This window comes from Allobosea sp. NPDC055353 (genome assembly GCF_053644975.1).
This window is the reverse complement of sequence record NZ_JBSHMC010000002.1, coordinates 196,627-213,485: the sequence shown is the minus strand read 5'-3', so window position 1 is coordinate 213,485 and position 16,859 is coordinate 196,627. Positions and strand designations below refer to the sequence as shown.

The window sequence follows — 16,859 nt, the reverse complement described above, 5'->3', positions numbered from 1 at the left end:
CGCCTAGCCTTTCAGCAGCAACAGCACGGCCGCATCGAACTCGCGGCGGCGGATGACGCGGCGCTCGGCCGCCTCCTCGTCCTGGCCCCAGATGCCGATCTGGTAGTCCTCGTCGAGATGGGCGGCGTCCCAGGCGGCGTCCGGGTCGATCTGCCCGTTCGCCAGCGCCAGCGTCAGGATGGCCGAGCCGGTCAACGTCATGACGTTATGCGCGCCGGCCAGCGCCAGCGGAGCGGGGATCGTCTCGACCCGGCGGGCGATCGCCGCGAGCGTTTCGTGCGGCTGCTCGGCGAAGACGATGCCTTCCGCCAGGAGGAAGCGGGCGCCGATCAGTGCCTCGATGCCCCCGAGAATCGGCTGCCAGACCTGGTTTTGCCGTTCGACAAGCGCCTCGGGCTCGCCCGCGCGGTAGCAGAGCGCGTCGGAGCCGGCATAGCGGACGATCTCGGCGCGCACGGCCTCCTGCTGGTCCTCGACGCCGTCGAGCGCCGAGTTGACGAGGCGGGTCAGCGGCATCCGGGCGGGGTCGACCCGTTCGCCCTGCGCCTGCCATTCGGAGGCGAGGGCCTCGGCAACGGGGCGGGAGGTGACGGCGAGGGGCTTGCGGGCCGGGGTCCGCGCCGTCTTGCCGTCGAGGGCGACATGGAAAAGCCCGTCGCGCTCCAGCACGCCGGCCTCCTTATAGAAGCGGGCGGGCAGGGGATTGCGCATCGCCTGTTGGGCGGCGGCGACGGGGTCCGGCTGGCTGGCGCCGGGGGAGCCGAAACGGGCGAGGAAATCGTCGGTGGACATGGCTCCGCCATAGCGCATTCGCGCCCGGCTGGGAAACCGGGGCTCAGGCAGCGCGAATCCGACCGAGGAACTGAGCGACTTCGGTGTCGAGATGCACCGACTGGCGCGAGAGCTTGTCGGCGGATTCGGCGACATGGCTCGCGGCCTCGTCGGTTTCCGCGGCGATGCGGCTGACGATGTCGATATGGCCGGCGGCGAAGACGGTCTCGTCGGCGGCGCGCCGGATGATCTGGGCGATACCGGCCGCCGCGGCGTTCTGCTGTTCGACCACGGTCGCGACATTGCCCGAGATCTGGTTGAGCGAACCGACCGTCGCGTTCATGGCGTCGATCGCGTCGATCGCCTCCGTGCTGGATTCGCGGATGGCGCCGATCTGGCTCTGGATCTCCTCGGTTGCGCGCCAGGTCTGGTTGGCGAGCGACTTGATCTCCTGGGCGACGACGGTGAAGCCGCCGCCGGAATGGCCGAGCCGGGCGGCTTCGATCGAGGCGTTCAGCGCCAGCAGGTTGGTATGCTTGGCGATGGTGGAGATCGCATCGGTGATGTCGCCGACCTGGCCGGCCTTGCGCGACAATTCGCCGACGGTATCGAGCACGGCGCGGGCCTGCCGCGTGGTCTCTCCGACGACCCGCGTGGTTTCCGCGACCTGGCGGTCGACCTCGGCGAAGGAATGCGCCAGCTCCGCCGTGCCCTGTGTAACGGCGACGACGTTCGAGGAGGTCTGGCGCGAGGATTGCGATGCTGCGCTGGAGCGCTCCGAGACTTCGAGGGCGCCGGTCTTCATCTGCTGCGAGGCAATGCGCAGGGATTGCACGGATGCGATGACGTCGCGGGCGATACCGGCGATCTCGCGTTCGAAATCATCGGCCACGGCGTGCAGGACCTGACGGCGGACGAGGGCACCTCTTTCCATGGTTTCGGCCAGCTCGCGCCGTGCCTCATCGGCCGTCGTGCGGGCGGCATCGGCCTCATGGCGCTCGCGCTCCGAGATTTCGAGAGACTGGCGCAGCGACCAGACCACCCAGCTCAGCGCGACCGACTGCACGGCCACGATCGCGCCATGCAGCAGGACGCGATCGATCTGGTTGCCGTTGAGGAAGACGCCGCCCGGCAGCAACAGGCTGAAGGCGAGGTGGTGCAGGACGATGGCGAGGGTCGCCGGGATGAAGATGCGCCAGTCCAGCCAGCCGGCGAGCACGGCCAGCATGGCGAAGAAATACATGTGCATGTCGGACTGATAGGGATGCCCGGCATAGGCATAGACCAGCAGCATGACCTGGCCCATGGTCACGATGCTGGAAACCTCGCGGGTCACCCAGCCGGTGCGGTCGATGCGCCACACCATCGTTCCCAGCGCGGCCAGCGCGATGCCTGCCAGCGTGATCGCTGGGCCGTGCAGTGGCGAGGCGGCCGGCGTCCCGACTGCCAGCACGGCGGCATTCGCCCAGAGGATCGCGATCAGGAAACGGGAGAAGCGTTCACGAAAGCGTGCGACGGCATTCATCGGCTGCTCCCTGCGATGCTTCCCGTGCAGAGCCGGGCAAAGGCGGCGTCGATGACGAGCCAGGCTCCGGCGCCGTAGAGGGACGAGACGAAGCCGTCGCGCTCGCCCATGGTGAAGGCGACGGCGGCGTTGGTATCAATCTGCAGGAGGCTGCCGCTCGCCTCGGTAACCGCTTGTGCGATATCGGCCGACGCGGTTCCAGCAGGGAAAAAGGCGGCGATCGGCCGTCCTGGCACCGGCCAGGCTGCAATCAGGAGCGCGGCCACCGCCATCACGAGGCCGCAGACCAGGCCGAAGCCGATCTCGCGCATAGGGTCCCCCCGGTTGTCCGATCATGAAACGGAAACCTAGGCGGGCAGATTACGGAGGCTGGCTTTATGCTTGGTAAATTGCTTCGCTAACGTTGCGGCATGTTTCCGGGATCGGCTCAGTGTCCGAACCGATCCCGCCAGGCGGGCCTTGCGCCGTCAAAGGGCAGGGCCGTCGCCGCGTGGACGCCGCGCGCCACCGCGCGGGCCAGCACATCGGCGGCCGTGGCGCAAAGCTCCGTCATCGCGAAGGCGTCCGAGGGGGCGCCGCTGTAACCCGTTGCGGCGGCGAAGACGATGTCGCCGTCCAACGGGGCATGGGCAGGGCGCAAGGCACGGGCGAGGCCATCATGCGCGGCGAGCGCGAGGCGGCGGGCCTGCGGCTTGGTCAGGACGGCGTCGGTCGCGACCAGCGCGATCGTGGTGTTCTGACCGGTGCCGCCCTTGAAGCGCAAAGCGGTGTCGTCAGGCGTGATCGCGGCAGGCCAACCGATGCCGCCGAATTCACCATCCCGCTCATAGGGGGCCGCCCAGAAATGGGGGCCGTCGCCGATCGTGGCCGTGCCGACGGCGTTAACCGCAACCAGTGCGCCGACGATCTGCCCTGTCGCGGCCCGCGCACTGGCCGAGCCGAGACCGCCTTTCAAATTGGCGGTGGTCGCGCCGTAGCCGGCACCGGCGGTTCCGAGCGCGAATCTGGCGGAAGCTGCGGCGGCAGCCTCGGCTCCGAGCCGGGCATAAGGCGTCTCGCCTTCGCCACGGGCCCAGGGCTTCTCGCCGCCATTCATCAGGTCGAACAGGATCGCCTGCGGGACGATCGGTACGCGGAAGGCGCCGACCGGAAAGCCGCGGCCCTCCTTCGCCAACCAGCGCATCACACCATCGGTGGCGCCGAGCCCCCAGGCCGAGCCGCCGGAAAGCACGATGGCGTCGACATGCTCGACGGTCATTTCCGGATCGAGCAGCGCGGTATCGCGGGTGCCGGGCGCGCCGCCAAGCACGGCGGCCGAGGCGACGGTCGGGCGCTCGAAGATCGCGGCGGTGACGCCGGTTGCTGCCGCAGCATCATGCGCCTGGCCGACGAGCAGGCCGCGGACATCGGTGATGAGATTTTGCATTGAAAACCCGATGGCGAACCGAATCGCGCCGAAGGCGTTGTCGCTACATTACGATCTTTTCATCCGCTGGCCATTGCCGGGTCAGGCCGGCAGGATCAGGTTCACGCTATCGCCACTCGGCTTCGAGACCCGCTGCGCGACGCTTCGACTGGACTGTTCCAAGGAGATTGCCCGTGAAACCCATTGCCCTCATCGCCGCATCCTCGATCGCGATGCTCGCCGGCAGCTTCGCTCTGGCGCAGCCGCAGCCGGTTCCGCCCGCGGGCGGCAGCGACCAGAAGCAGGAACGCAGCGAAAGCCGCGAACAGCGCCGGGACGAATGGCGCGAGCGCCGGGCCGAGCGCGCCAGGGAGCGGATGGAAGAGCGCTTGTCCAGGGTACGCGCCGATCTCAAGCTCAGTCCGGAGCAGGCGGCTCTCTTCGACAAGGTCGAGGGGCTGATCAAGCAGCGCAGTTCCGAGCGCGGCGAGCGCTGGCGAGCGATGCGCGAGCGGCGCGAGGCGCTGCGCCATGCCGACCTGATGGAGCGCCTCGATGCCACTGCCAACCGGCAGGGCGAGCGTGCGGCCCGCTCCAAGGAACTGGCCGATGCCGTGCGCCCGCTCTGGACGACGCTCAGCGACGAGCAGAAGACGGTGCTGCGCCGCTCGGTGCGCGAGGCGATGGCGGAGGGGCGCGAGCGCTTCCGCGAGATGCGCGGCTGGCGTGGCGGATGGCATGACAACGATCGGGGCGACCGCTGGGAGCGTGGCGACCGGGGTGGACGCCGGCACTGGCAGGATCGCGACGACCAGAACGAGGATTGAGACCCGGCCTCAACCGATTTCCAGAACTGCACGTGAACAGAGCCGCGCCCTGTCTTGGGCGCGGCTCTTCGCTTATGGCTTGCCGGTGCCGGTCTTCAGGTGCCGACGGCGTCCGAGACGCATTTCTTGGTGAAGCTGTTCTTGGCGGCGCCGGCCAGCTTCCTGTCGGCGGCCTGCTTGTCGCAGGCGGCGCCCGCGTCCTTCTCGCATTTGGTCAGGAAGCTCGTCTTCGCCGCGCCGGCCAGCTTCTTGTCCGAGGCCTGAAGGTTGCAGCTTTGCGCCTGGGCCGCGCCGGCCATGCAGCACACAGCGAACGCGGTCAGCAGAAGTCTTTTCATGCGAATCTCCTCTCAGGGGAGGTGACGCTACGCCAGAGCGCGGCCGGGAGATACGGGGAAGAGCGCTGCCGCCCTGCTTTCGCCAAAAACCCTAACACACGGAATTCAATGGGAATTCAGGCGTTTACCATATCTATTCAGGTTGGATTCACGGCTCGCCATTTACGCTTTGTCAGTGATTGCGATGCGAGAGGTTAGCCATGAAGCAGACATGGTCATGCTGGGCGATGCGGGCCTTCATCGGGTCCGTCTTCATCGTCTGCCTGTTCGGGCCCTATGCGCTGTCGATCCTGATCGGCTGCCTGGGAGTGGGCTGCTATTTCTTCCGACACGAGGTCGGCTCGCATCTCTGAGCCGCCGCTCCGGTCAGGATATTCTCGACCAACACCCCATTAGCGGCCTTGACGCAGGCGGCCTCTACCTGATCCGACGCAGGTGACAGGTCTTCACCTTGCCGCCGCGACCATCCGAGCGCCAGACGCAGCCTGAACGGGCCGGGCTGCGATCGTAGAGATAGATCTCCGCGCGCCGCTTGCGGTCGAAGCGCTGGTTCGAAAAGTCGTGGCCGCCAACCCGGACATTGCGCCCGAAACGGACCTCGGCCGAGGCGGCTGACGGCAGCGCCACGCTCGATATGGCTGGCATTGCGAGCAGGAACGCGGCCGTCGCCAGCGTGCCGAATGCAGCCCTCAGAGCCCTCATCTCATTCTCCGGATCGCGACCAGCGGTCTCATCATGCCGCATCCGCCGTGCCTTCGCAGAACAAAAAAGGGGCGGCCCGAGGGCCGCCCCAAATTCCGGCTCCACCCCGAAGAGCGGAAGCGTTGTCGCCGATCAGCGCGAGTAGAACTCGATGACCAGGTTCGGCTCCATCTGCACCGCGTAGGGCACGTCCGACAGGGTCGGGGTGCGGGTGTAGGTGGCCGAGAACTTGGTGTGGTCGGCGTCGATGTAGTCGGGCACGTCACGCTCGGCCAGGGCGGCCGACTCGATGACGATGGCGAGCTGCTTCGAGCTATCCTTGACCGCGATCACGTCGCCCGGCTTCACCTGGTAGGAGGCGATGTTGACGCGCTTGCCGTTCACGGTGATGTGGCCGTGGTTGACGAACTGGCGGGCCGCGAAGACGGTCGGGACGAACTTGGCGCGGTAGATCACCGCGTCGAGACGACGCTCGAGCAGGCCGACGAGGTTCTCGCCCGAGTCGCCCTTCAGGCGGATCGCCTCGGCGTAGTAGCGGCGGAACTGCTTCTCGGAGATCGAGCCGTAGTAGCCCTTCAGCTTCTGCTTGGCGCGCAGCTGCGTGCCGAAGTCGGACGGCTTGCCCTTGCGGCGCTGGCCGTGCTGGCCGGGGCCGTATTCACGACGGTTGACCGGGGATTTCGGGCGGCCCCAGATGTTCTGACCGAGGCGGCGGTCAATCTTGTACTTCGCCTCATGACGCTTCGACATGTCGCGTGTCCTCTCAGGTTCGCGAGTTGAGGACCGCGCCCTCCTGTCCCAGGCAGCTTTCGCAAGCTGCCCTTTTCTCTGCATCGGATTCGCCCGAAAAGTGGAGGCCACTTTTCGGTCCGATGCACCGGGGCGACAGATCCAGCTTCCGAAGAAGAGCGGATCACGGGTGCGGAAAAAGCCACGCGGCCCCGTGAGGAGCCGCGCGACGAGAGGGCGTATGACGGAAAGCCGGCTTCGAGTCAATTCCGCGACCGCGGAAAGCCGGACTCAGCGCCAGTAACCGTAGGGACGGCTATAATAATGGTGGCGGCGCGGGCGGTGCTTGTACCAGCCATAGTGATGGCCGCGATTCCAGCCGTGATGCCGGCGCGGCCCGTGGCGGTAGAAGCCGTGCTGTCCATGGCCCTTGTGCCAACCATGGGGTTTCGCCTGCGCTTCCGTACTGGTCCCGGCACCGGCAAAGGCGAAGCCGGCGACAAGCGCGAACAGCAAGAGCAGCTTTCTCATGATCTGGTTCCTCTGCGATGGTCGCCTGCAGCGGAACGTTCAGGGCGGAGCCCGGGTTCCCGTCAGTTCGCCAAGGGCATGGGTTCGACGACGACCTGGGCCAGGCCGTAACCGGCCAGCGCGATCCGCAACGGGCCTGTCAGGCCGGAGCCGTTTGTAAAAACCGCCGTGGCGTCATGGCAGGCGAGGGCGGTCTGCCGGGCGCCGGACAGGAGATCGGCGACGCGGCGTGCGATCGCCGGAGCCGGGTCGATCCACTCGACCGGCCAGGGCGCGAGGCGCTTCATCCGCTCCAGCAGCAGGGGATAATGCGTGCAGGAGAGGGTGACGACATCGGTGCGGCGGCCATCCGCCTCGATGAAGCAGGGGGCGATCTCGGCAGCAAGGATCGCGTCGTCCACGGCTTCGCCCTTCAGCGCCTGCTCGGCAAGGCCGGCGAGCCGCGTCGCGCCGACGAGCGTGACGCGGTGGCTGGCCGCATAGGTCTCGATCAGCTCGCGGGTATAGTCGCGCGCCACGGTGCCGGGCGTGGCCAGCACCGAGATCATGCCGCTGCGGGTCGCGGCAGCGGCCGGCTTGATCGCGGGCACGGTGCCGACGAAGGGAATCGCGAAGCGCGCCCTGAGCGCCGGGAGCACCAGCGTCGAGGCCGTGTTGCAGGCGATGATGACGAGATCGGGATGGAAGCGCGCAATGAGGCGCTCCATCACGGCGAGCACGCGGGTGACGAGTTCGCCCTCACCCAGCCGGCCATAGGGAAAGCCGGCATCGTCTGCGGCGTAGACGATATGGGCGCCGGGGCAGGCCTGGGTGGTGCGCGAGAGCACGGTGAGGCCGCCGAGACCGGAATCGAAGACGAGGATCGTGGGCCGGGGCCGGGGGATCGCGAAGGGGCGGTGGCTCGCGCCGGCGAGGAGATCGACTTGCATTGAGAGTGCCGCAAACGCCAAAGCGCGACTCCGCCAGAGACCGGTTAAGGGACGGTCAACGGCAGGTTCAGCGGCTGTCTCGAATTTAGTTGACTCTGTCCACTAAATCGATTGGCATCTGGAGCAGTTCAGCAAAAGTGCGCAGCGGTTTTGCGCCCGGAACTGCGTCGAAACAAAGAGCTGGAGCTTTGGAGGCGAACTTGTGCTCGCCGGAAATGCTCTAGCTGGAGGTGCGCCATGGAAACCACCGAGACCGCCGTCGCCGCGATCCGCCGCTTCAACCGTTTCCATACCCGCTGGGTGGGGGCGCTCGGCGGGAGCCTGCACGGCTCCGGGCTCGCGCTCGCCGAGGCGCGCGTGCTTTACGAGCTGGCGCAGCGCGACGACTGGCAGGCGGCCGAGATGGCCAAGTCGCTCGATCTCGATCCGGCCTATCTCTCCCGCATCCTCAAGCGCTTCGCAGGGCAGGGCTGGCTCGAACGCAGCCGCTCGGCAGCCGATGGCCGGGCCTGGCGCCTGCGGTTGACAGCGAAGGGCAGGGCGGCCTTCCAGCCGCTCGACGCGGCTTCCAGCGTGCAAGCGGGGGCGATCCTGGGGCGGCTGGCACCGTTCGAGCAGGCGAGGCTCGTCGATGCGCTCGCCGATACCGAGCGGCTTCTGTCAGGAGATGTTCGCGATCGTTCGACTCCCGTCATTCGCGAACACCAGGCCGGCGACATGGGTTGGGTCGTCGGCGCTCATGGCCGGCTCTATGCCAAAGATTACGGCTGGGATCTGAGTTTCGAGGCGCTCGTTGCCGAGATTGCTGCGAAGTTCCTGCGCGAGTTCAAGCCGGGCCGTGAGCGCTGCTTCATCGCGGAGCTGGATGGCCGGCCCGTCGGTTCCGCCTTCGTCGTGCAAGAGGACGCGACGACAGCGAAGCTCAGGCTCGTGCTGGTCGAGAAGCGTGCGCACGGGCTCGGGCTGGGCAAGCGCCTCGTCCGCGAGGCGATCGGCTTCGCGCGCGCTGCGGGCTACGAGCGCATGGTGCTCTGGACCAACGACATCCTGCATGCGGCGCGTGGCATCTATGTCGGCGAGGGCTTCAGGCTGGTGGCGGAAGAGAAGCACCATTCCTTCGGGCAGGATCTCGTCGGTCAGAACTGGGAACTGGCGCTTCGGCCGAGCTCGGCCTGATACCCGTCAAGCCTTTAGGCGCGTCAGCGCCGCTGCCGCAGCGCGGCCGGCGAGAGTCGCGCCGCCGACCGTCATGGCGCCACCGCCCGCGGTCGCCTCGCCGGCGATGAAGAGGCGGTTGCCGATCGGCTGGGCGAGGGCGTCGCGCGCCGTCTCGTGGCCGGGGTCGCAGATCGAGTAGGAGCCGCGGGCGAAGGGGTCGGTCCACCAGGCCGGGAACGAGACCTGCTTCACCGTCTTGCGGAAATCGGCGCCGACCATCTTCGCCAGCAGGTCGACGAGATGGGCGCGAGCCTCCTCGGTGCCTGCCTCGGAGAGCTTGCGGGCATAATCGCCGCCACAATAGCCGATGACGATATCCTGGCCGCCGGGGAACATGTCGAGATTCATCAGGCGTTCGGGCGCGGCCGCTTCGAGAAAGCTCGCACCCGGCGTGATGCCGAAGCGATCGCCCTCGACCTTGAGGGCGATCTTGGTCAATGCGCCCATATGCAGGCCGGCAAGGGCGTCGCGCGTCGTTGTCGGCAATTCCGGGATGAAGCGGATCGTGCCGGCCTTCAGCACGCCGACCGGCACCGTCACGATGCAGGCATTAGCGCGCAGCGCGCCGGAGCGCGTGGTGACGGTGATGCCCGGACCATCCCAGCGGACCGTCTCGACCGGCTCGTTCAGGCGGATATCGAGCCCGGCGGCCGAGCGCGCGACGAGATTGCCGTAGCCGGAGGGGACGACGAGATCCTCTCCCGACCACAGGCGCTGATAGTCGCGGGCGGAGATGCGGCTCGATTCCTCGCCGATCGAGAGCAGCAGGCCGGATGCGGCGACGGGCGCGAGCTCCGGGCCGAGATCGCCCAGCAATTCTGCAATCGACATGTCGCGCTGCGTAAGATCGACCGTTTCCAGCCGACGGTCGATCTGGCCGAATGCGCTCCGGCGGCGATTGCGGTCGGAATCCGCCATCGGCTTGCCGTCGGCGAAGATCTTGAAACCGCTGCCCCAGGATTCGGCGGGCGTGGCGATGCCGAGATCGCGGGCGATCTGGACCCATGGGTTCCGCTCGGCCCAATGGATGAACATCGCGCCCGCATCATAGGCCGGGCCGAGCGAGGCATCGGTGAAGGCGCGCCCGCCGATCCGGCCGCGGGCTTCGAGCACGACGGTCTGGCGCCCGGCGGCGCGCAGGGCCTGCGCGGCGGCGATGCCGGCCGCGCCGGCGCCGATCACGACGACGTCAATATCAGCCGCGGCTGCCGTCCGGCCGGCGATGGCGAAGCTCGCGGCCAAGGCGCCTGTTCCCGTCAACATTGTCCGGCGGTCGAGCATCTCTGACGTCCCTTGATGCTGCGCATGTTGGAGCCCTGCCGCTGCATTGCAACGGGAAGCTGGCGGGCGAGGGGCCGGATGCGATCACGAGATCGGGAGCCGGCGCGCCACGGCTGCAGATTCCAGCTTAGAACGATGCGATCAAATATTATTCTTTAGAGAAGTTCTACTATTGTGTTCTTCCTGCATCGGAAGATGTCCTTCGTGTGGCAGGCAATTGACAGTCATCGAGTCGCTCAATATCCGAATATCGTCTTATCAGGGCGGGTAAGACCTTGTTTGTATTAATTTAAAACTATTGAGGCGCGGCGGTTCTGACCCGCAGCGTTCAGAAGGACGGGTCAAGGCCATGGGGATGCATTCCGGTACATTGCGCGAAGGGGTCGCGCTCGGCAGCTTGATGGTGGTTCTGCTGGCATCGCCCGCCATTGCGCAGCAGCAGGGCCGGACTCGCGCCGCGCCCGTCGCGCAGGCCGCCGAAGCCCCCGTTGTCCTCGACCAGATCAACGTGCAGGGCGAGGGGCAGCCGGGCGGCGCGCTGCTGGGCGGCCCGACGACGACGCGTACCACGCGCGAGGAGCTTGACCGCCAGCAGATCCAGAGCATCTCGGAGCTGTCGCAGCGGCTCGAGGCCGGCATCTCCTTCAACCGGGTGAACGGCTCGGTGAACATCCGTGGCCTGGACGGCGCGCGCGTGCTGACCACGGTCGACGGCATCCGCCAGCCCTTCATCCAGGACAACCGGATCGACCGCAGCATCGGCACGGCCTTCGATTTCGACTCGCTGTCGACGCTCGACCTCCTGCGCGGCGGCAGCGGCGGCAGCACGCTCGGCTCGGGCGCGCTCGGCGGTGCGCTGGCGGTGCGCACCCTCGATCCGGAAGACCTGATCCGTCCGGGCAAGACGATCGGCGGTCTTGCGAAGACCGGGTTCGATACGACCGACAAGGCCGTCTTCGGCAGCGGCGCGGTCGCCGGCCGGTTCCACAATACCTGGGTGCTGCTGCAGGGTGGCTTCCGGAAGGGCCACGAGACCGACAACCGCGGCTCGAATCCGACGATCGGCGCCGCTCGCACCGAGCCGAACCCGGCCGATTTCAATCAGTACAGCTTCCTCGCCAAGGTTCACCAGTATGTGAATGAGGTGCATCGCTTCGGGCTGACCGGCGAACTCTTCAAGCGCGACGAGAAGATCCAGACGCGGACGAGCGCGGTCTCGCTCACCGGGAACTACCGCCCCGGCGCGCACCAGACCCAGGAGGACGTTGAGCGCAAGCGCGTTTCGCTGACCTATGACTACAATCAGCCCGGCGGCTTCATCGACGAGGCGCACGCCAATCTCTACTGGCAGGGCGTGAAGCGGAACTCGATCCTCAACGCCTATCGCTACACCAGCGTGGTCGGCCCCTATGCCCGCGACAACGAGGTCGAGGAGAAGTCCTTCGGCTTCAACGGCCACCTGATCAAGAGCTTCATCACCGGTCCTGTCTCGCACAAGCTCACGCTCGGCACCGAACTGAGCTTATCGACGCTCGACCAGTATTCTGCGGGACTAGACAGCTGCCGCCGCCCCTATACCGGCGCTTTCACGGCCTGCAACAACCTGCATACCAACCAGTCCGACACGCCGCGCGTCGAGGGCAATATGGTGGCGTTCTACGCGCATCATCAGTTCGGCTTCCTCAACGACACGCTGCGCCTGACGCCGGGCGTCCGCTTCGATCGGTATGAGGAAAAGCCGAAGGCAACGGCGTCCTATCTCGCGAGCTCGTCCTATGCGGGAATGCCGGCCGCATCCAGCGACGACGCCTGGTCCCCGCGCGTCCGGCTGGAATACGACATCATCAGGAACGCGCCCTATCTGAAGGACGTCACCCTCTTCGCACAATGGTCGAAAGGCTTCCGGGCTCCGACTGCGAGCGAGCTCTATGCGAATTTCGGCGCGGTCGGCACCTATCTGCGCAAGGGCAACCCCGACCTGCGTCCGGAAACCAGCAACGGCATCGATGTCGGCTTCCGCTTCGGCGACAAGGCGTTCGGCGGTTCGGTGACCTTCTTCCACACAAACTACCGCAACTTCATCGAGACGGTGCAGATCGCGCCTCCGGGCGGGCTCTATCCGCAGGGCGGCATCCAGGGCCCGCAGAACGTCGCGCGCGTCGGGATTTCCGGCGTCGAGGCGAACATGCAATACGCTTTCGCGCCGAACTGGCTGGTGCGCGGCTCCTTCGCCTATACCGATGGCAAGAACAAGATCACCGGCATCGGCCTCAACTCGATCCCGCCGGTGCAGGGCATCTTCGCCATCGCCTATGGCAACGAGAGCTGGGGCGGCGAGGTGTCGACCAAGCTGGCCGGCGCCCGCAAGAGCGTCGCCACGACCGGCTCGACGCAGGGCTTCCAGGCGCCGGGTTATGCGATCTTCAACGCCATGGCCTGGTGGCGGCCGATGCCGCAGATCGCAGACCTTGAATTGCAGGTCGGCGTCTACAATATCTTCGACAGGAAATATTGGGATGCCGTGACGGTGCCGACGGGCGTTCTGGCCCAGGCCCGCGACTATTACAGCGAGCCGGGCCGCACCGTGAAGGCGACGCTGAAGTACCAATTCTGACCGGGCGTTTCGAGACCCCCCGACCAGACCAGCCGGCCCTTCAGGGCCGGCTTTTTTTCTTATGGGCCAAAGGCGCATCGTCATGGTCGGGCTTGTCCCGACCATCCACGTCTTTGCCGATCGAGGGCGGTGTTCAAGCCGTGGATGCTCGCCACAAGGGCGAGCATGACGGCGTGAGGCAGACGGAGTGCCTTCCCCGGCAGCGTTCCGGTCAGCTCTCGGCCTCTCCCGCCTCGCTGGCCTGCCGCGCCAGGAGCCGTGCCTTCTTCGGCCCCTCGACCAGCGACTTGAAGACGCCGCGCAGCGTCCGGGCCTCCTGCTCGGTCATGTCGAGCCGGTGCAGGACATCGCGCAGGTTGGCGGTCATCACCGGTTTCTTGCCGGGCGGGAAGAAGCCGCAAAGATCGAGCTCGCCCTCGAGATAGTCGAACATCGACAGGATCATCTCGCGCCTGGCCGGCGGCGAGGGGTTGTTTTCGCGGAAGGGCGGCTCGCCATGGGTCGTCTTGAACCACTCATAGCCGTTGAGCAGCACGGCCTGGGCGAGATTCAGCGAGGCGAAGGCGGGATTGACCGGGAAGGTCAGGATCGCGTCGGCGAGGCTGATCTCCTCGTTGGTCAGGCCGATGCGCTCGCGCCCGAACAGGATGCCGACGCGCTCGCCGGAGCCGATGCGGCCGGCGACCTCGGGCATCGCTTCAGCCGGTGTCAGCACGCGCTTCATCTGGCCACGTTCGCGCGCGGTCGTTGCCAGCACATGGTTGAGGTCGGCGATCGCCTCGGCCGCGCTGTCATAGAGCCGGGCGTTCTCCAGGATGTGCGTCGCGCCGGAGGCTGCCGCGGTTGCGCCCTTCTTGAGGCCGCCGCCGCTCGGCCAGCCATCGCGCGGAGCGACGAGGCGCATCTCGGAGAGGCCGAAATTCGCCATGGCGCGGGCGCACATGCCGATGTTCTCGGCGAGCTGCGGCTCGACCAGGATGACGATGGGGGCGGGGGCCTGGACGGCCGGGCGGGTGCGGTCGGTGCCGGAACCGGTCATGGAATGGGCTTCTGTTGGTGGGGCGCCGCTACCTCATCGGAGGGCTGTTACGCCATGCCATACGTCATGCCAGCGCTTGATGCGAGCCTCGCGATGAGACGGGAGGCTCGGGATCCCCTCTCCCATAGGGAGAGGGTAGGGGTGAGGTGTCGGCCCCTGGACCAGTGGAACCCTGATCCAACCGTAGCTGCGGTCAGGTCACGGCCAAAGCGTCCAGCGGCCGACCCCTCACCCTACCCTCTCCCTATGGGAGAGGGTTCTCTGTCGAGGTACCCACCGCTGGTCGATGACGTTATCGGGGGCCTTCAGCCCGCCGCCTTCTCGACCGCGCGCAGCACGCGCAGCGTGTTGCCGCCGGCGAGCTTGATCAGGTTCTCCTCCGACCAGCCGCGGCGGATCAGCTCGGCGATCACCGACGGGAAGGTCGTGGTGTCCTCGAGCCCGTCCGGATTGATCCAGCCGAAGAAGTCCGAGCCGATGCCGACATGGTCGTGGCCGATGCGCTTGGCGAGATAGTCGACATGATCGCAATACTCCGGCAGCGTCGCCTTCGGACGCGGGCCGGACTTGGCGGCGATCTCGGCCTCGACCTTGTCGTGGTCCACGCCTTCGGGGCTCTTGCCGTACTGGTCCTTGGCCGGGCGGTGCCAGTCGCGGGAAGCCTGGCTGATGAAATCCGGCACGAAGGTCGCCATCACGACGCCGCCATTGCCGGCGACGCGGTCGAGCACGTCGTCGGGGACGTTGCGCGGGTGGTCGCAGAGCGTGAAGGCGTTCGAATGCGACCAGACCAGCGGGGCGCTGGAAACGTCGAGCGCGTCATGCATCACCTTCGGCGCAACATGGGCGAGGTCGATCACCATGCCGAGCTTGTTCATCCGGCGCAGCACGTCCTTGCCGAAACCGGTGAGGCCGTTATGGCGCGGGGCGTCGGTGGCGGAATCACACCAGTCGGTGGTGTCGTTGTGGCAGAGCGTCATCAGGCGCACGCCGAGATCGTAATAGGCGTCGAGCGCGTCGAGCTCGCCATCGACCGCCGAGCCGTTCTCGATGGTCATGAACAGGGCGATGCGCCCCTCGGCCTTCGCGGCCTCGACATCGGCCGCGGACAGGCCCGGACGGAAGGCGTCGGCGTGGCGCTTGAGGATGCCGCGCATCAGCGCGATCTGAGCGAGCGCGAAGCCGGCGGGGTTGGGCTGCTTCGGCGGCACATAGGCCGCGAAGAACTGCGCCGCCATCTTGCCGGCCTGCATGCGCGGGATGTCGGTGTCGCCCTCGGCATGGACCTTGTCGAGGCCGTAGGTGGCGACGTCGCCCTTCGCCTTGGCGTCCTTGCGCATGACATAGGGCAGGTCGTTATGGCCGTCGATCAGCGGGACGCGGTCGAGCAAAGCGAGCGCGGCGGCATAGGCATTGTCCTGGACGGGCGGTTTGGCGAGGGCCATGGCAAGGTCTCGGTCGGGAATCGGGAGCCGGATCGTGGCAGGGAGTGGAGCGGGAGGCGAGGGGGCGGGACGCAGGTCGGTCATCCCGCACGCGCTACGTAGGCGTCATCCCGCACGCGCTGCGGCACGCAGTGCTGCTGCGCAGATGCGGGACCGTCCGCAGAAGGAGGCGCCTTCTCGTCATGCGGTCCCGTGTCTGCGCAGCAGCGTTGCACGCTGCGGCGCGCACGGGATGACAGGTGCTCTATGAAAAACGTGCCGGCGCGAACGGAGCCGGATCCACGAAGACCTTCTGGCCCGTCACCATTTCCGCGATCATGCGGCCGGTGACGGCGGCCAGCGTCAGGCCGTGATGGGCATGGCCGAAGGAGAACCACAGGCCCTTGTGCTTCGGTGCCGGGCCGATGATCGGCATCATATCGGGCGTGCAGGGGCGACGGCCGAGCCAGGGCTCGGCATCGAGACGCTCGCCGAGCGGGAACAGGGCCTTGGCGATCGGCTCGGCGCGGGCGAGCTGCACCGGGGTCTTCGGCGCATCGCGGTCGGCGAACTCGGCGCCGGTGGTCAGGCGCACACCCTGCAGCATCGGGGCGAGGAAATAGCCGCGCTCGGTGTCGAGTACCGGGTGGTTGAGCACGGCGTTGCCCTGCGGCTTGTAATGCATGTGGTAGCCGCGTTTGACCGCGAGCGGCAGCCGATAGCCGAGCTTGTTGCTGAGCACATCGGCCCAGGGGCCGAGCGCGACGACGACGTCCTTGGCCTCGGCCGTGGTGCCGTCGGCGAGCGTGACGGTCCAGCCCGTGCCGGTCTGCTGGAGCGTGCCGGCATCGCCGATGGCGAGCTTCCCGCCGAGCTTCTCGAACAGCGCGACATAGGCCTTGGACAGGCCGAGCGGATCGACGACGGTCGTCGGGTCGGTCCAGTGCAGGCCGCCGATCAGACTGCCATGGTCGAGATGCGGCTCCTCGGCCTTGAGGGTCGCCATGTCGAGCGCACGATAGTTCAGGCCGAACTCCCCGTTCCAGCGGGCGGCCTCGGCGAGGCGGGTGTCGCGCTCCTTCTCGGTGCGGAAGACCTTCATCCAGCCGTCGCGGCGCAGCAGGTTGGTGGCGCCGGCTTCCTGCGCCAGCGCGTCATGCTCGGTGACGCAGTGCTCGATCAGCTTGGCGTATTTATGGGCGATCGCCTCGTGCTGGGAGGCGCGCGAATGCATCCAGTAGGAGAACAGGAACGGGGCGAGCTTCGGGATCGCACTCCAGTGGTAGTGCGCGTCGATGGTGTTGTTCATCGCGTAGCGGATGAGCGCACCGAAATCATGCGGGAAGCCGTAGGGGTAGACGCCTTCGCGCTGGATCAGGCCGGCATTGCCGTAGCTGGTTTCCTCGCCCGGCCCGCGACGGTCGACCAGCAAGGTGGCGCGCCCGGCCTTCTGGAGATGAAGCGCGACCGAAATGCCGACGACACCGGCGCCGAGAACGATCGTATCCACCTTCATGACCTGCTCC

17 protein-coding genes are annotated in these 16,859 nt (G+C 67.1%); 4 read left to right on the top strand and 13 right to left on the bottom strand.

Features of this window, described 5'->3' with window-relative positions:
• Positions 1 to 3 precede the first annotated feature (3 nt).
• The 4 genes from ACWIEX_RS14300 to ACWIEX_RS14285 form a co-directional block, all read right to left on the bottom strand.
• Complete coding sequence (locus tag ACWIEX_RS14300; RefSeq protein ID WP_454033701.1) at positions 4 to 792, bottom strand: ATP12 family chaperone protein; 789 nt, start codon at positions 790 to 792, stop codon at positions 4 to 6.
• Positions 793 to 835: 43 nt separating this feature from the next.
• On the bottom strand, positions 836 to 2,296 hold the full coding sequence (locus ACWIEX_RS14295; RefSeq protein WP_454033700.1) for a methyl-accepting chemotaxis protein: 1,461 nt from the start codon (positions 2,294 to 2,296) through the stop codon (positions 836 to 838).
• Positions 2,293 to 2,607 carry a hypothetical protein gene (locus tag ACWIEX_RS14290; protein WP_454033699.1) on the bottom strand — a complete coding sequence of 105 codons (315 nt, stop codon included), beginning with the start codon at positions 2,605 to 2,607 and terminating at the stop codon, positions 2,293 to 2,295. Before ACWIEX_RS14290 ends, ACWIEX_RS14295 begins: the two co-directional genes overlap by 4 nt.
• Before the next feature lie 116 nt (positions 2,608 to 2,723).
• Positions 2,724 to 3,722, bottom strand: coding sequence for a P1 family peptidase (locus ACWIEX_RS14285; RefSeq protein WP_454033698.1), 999 nt, complete (start codon positions 3,720 to 3,722; stop codon positions 2,724 to 2,726).
• Between the two features lie 173 nt (positions 3,723 to 3,895).
• Here ACWIEX_RS14285 and ACWIEX_RS14280 point away from each other — a divergent pair, with 173 nt between their 5' ends.
• Positions 3,896 to 4,528, top strand: a complete 633-nt coding sequence (locus ACWIEX_RS14280; protein ID WP_454033697.1) for a Spy/CpxP family protein refolding chaperone — start codon at positions 3,896 to 3,898, stop codon at positions 4,526 to 4,528.
• 95 nt (positions 4,529 to 4,623) lie between these two features.
• On the opposite strand, the gene ACWIEX_RS14275 is transcribed toward ACWIEX_RS14280, so the two are convergent.
• Positions 4,624 to 4,866 (bottom strand): hypothetical protein, encoded by a 243-nt coding sequence (locus ACWIEX_RS14275; RefSeq protein ID WP_454033696.1) that lies wholly within the window; start codon positions 4,864 to 4,866, stop codon positions 4,624 to 4,626.
• A gap of 200 nt (positions 4,867 to 5,066) precedes the next feature.
• Here ACWIEX_RS14275 and ACWIEX_RS14270 point away from each other — a divergent pair, with 200 nt between their 5' ends.
• On the top strand, positions 5,067 to 5,219 hold the full coding sequence (locus tag ACWIEX_RS14270) for a hypothetical protein (RefSeq protein WP_199085883.1): 153 nt from the start codon (positions 5,067 to 5,069) through the stop codon (positions 5,217 to 5,219).
• A 64-nt stretch (positions 5,220 to 5,283) separates the two neighbouring features.
• Here the strand turns inward: ACWIEX_RS14270 and ACWIEX_RS14265 are convergent, their stop codons facing one another.
• The 4 genes from ACWIEX_RS14265 to murI form a co-directional block, all read right to left on the bottom strand.
• Positions 5,284 to 5,568 (bottom strand): hypothetical protein, encoded by a 285-nt coding sequence (locus tag ACWIEX_RS14265; protein ID WP_454033695.1) that lies wholly within the window; start codon positions 5,566 to 5,568, stop codon positions 5,284 to 5,286.
• A gap of 132 nt (positions 5,569 to 5,700) precedes the next feature.
• Positions 5,701 to 6,318 carry a 30S ribosomal protein S4 gene (gene rpsD, locus ACWIEX_RS14260; RefSeq protein ID WP_061966947.1) on the bottom strand — a complete coding sequence of 206 codons (618 nt, stop codon included), beginning with the start codon at positions 6,316 to 6,318 and terminating at the stop codon, positions 5,701 to 5,703.
• A 270-nt stretch (positions 6,319 to 6,588) separates the two neighbouring features.
• Positions 6,589 to 6,828, bottom strand: a complete 240-nt coding sequence (locus ACWIEX_RS14255) for a hypothetical protein (RefSeq protein ID WP_454033694.1) — start codon at positions 6,826 to 6,828, stop codon at positions 6,589 to 6,591.
• A 62-nt stretch (positions 6,829 to 6,890) separates the two neighbouring features.
• Positions 6,891 to 7,757 carry a glutamate racemase gene (murI, locus tag ACWIEX_RS14250; RefSeq protein WP_454033693.1) on the bottom strand — a complete coding sequence of 289 codons (867 nt, stop codon included), beginning with the start codon at positions 7,755 to 7,757 and terminating at the stop codon, positions 6,891 to 6,893.
• A 237-nt stretch (positions 7,758 to 7,994) separates the two neighbouring features.
• Here murI and ACWIEX_RS14245 point away from each other — a divergent pair, with 237 nt between their 5' ends.
• Positions 7,995 to 8,933 carry a bifunctional helix-turn-helix transcriptional regulator/GNAT family N-acetyltransferase gene (locus tag ACWIEX_RS14245; protein ID WP_454033692.1) on the top strand — a complete coding sequence of 313 codons (939 nt, stop codon included), beginning with the start codon at positions 7,995 to 7,997 and terminating at the stop codon, positions 8,931 to 8,933.
• Positions 8,934 to 8,939: 6 nt separating this feature from the next.
• On the opposite strand, the gene ACWIEX_RS14240 is transcribed toward ACWIEX_RS14245, so the two are convergent.
• Entirely contained in the window at positions 8,940 to 10,217 is a 1,278-nt protein-coding gene (locus ACWIEX_RS14240) for a flavin monoamine oxidase family protein (RefSeq protein WP_454033691.1), read from the bottom strand.
• Between the two features lie 388 nt (positions 10,218 to 10,605).
• Here ACWIEX_RS14240 and ACWIEX_RS14235 point away from each other — a divergent pair, with 388 nt between their 5' ends.
• Positions 10,606 to 12,870: a TonB-dependent hemoglobin/transferrin/lactoferrin family receptor gene (locus tag ACWIEX_RS14235; protein WP_454033690.1), complete on the top strand. Its 2,265-nt coding sequence runs from the start codon at positions 10,606 to 10,608 to the stop codon at positions 12,868 to 12,870.
• 211 nt (positions 12,871 to 13,081) lie between these two features.
• Here ACWIEX_RS14235 and ACWIEX_RS14230 read toward each other — a convergent pair whose 3' ends face one another.
• From ACWIEX_RS14230 to ACWIEX_RS14220, 3 genes are all read right to left on the bottom strand, one after another.
• The gene (locus ACWIEX_RS14230; protein WP_454033689.1) at positions 13,082 to 13,909 is read right to left on the bottom strand and encodes an RNA methyltransferase; all 828 of its coding nucleotides are present in this window, start codon (positions 13,907 to 13,909) and stop codon (positions 13,082 to 13,084) included.
• Between the two features lie 305 nt (positions 13,910 to 14,214).
• Positions 14,215 to 15,354: a dipeptidase gene (locus ACWIEX_RS14225; protein ID WP_454033688.1), complete on the bottom strand. Its 1,140-nt coding sequence runs from the start codon at positions 15,352 to 15,354 to the stop codon at positions 14,215 to 14,217.
• A 244-nt stretch (positions 15,355 to 15,598) separates the two neighbouring features.
• On the bottom strand, positions 15,599 to 16,849 hold the full coding sequence (locus ACWIEX_RS14220; RefSeq protein ID WP_454033687.1) for an NAD(P)/FAD-dependent oxidoreductase: 1,251 nt from the start codon (positions 16,847 to 16,849) through the stop codon (positions 15,599 to 15,601).
• Positions 16,850 to 16,859: the final 10 nt, after the last annotated feature.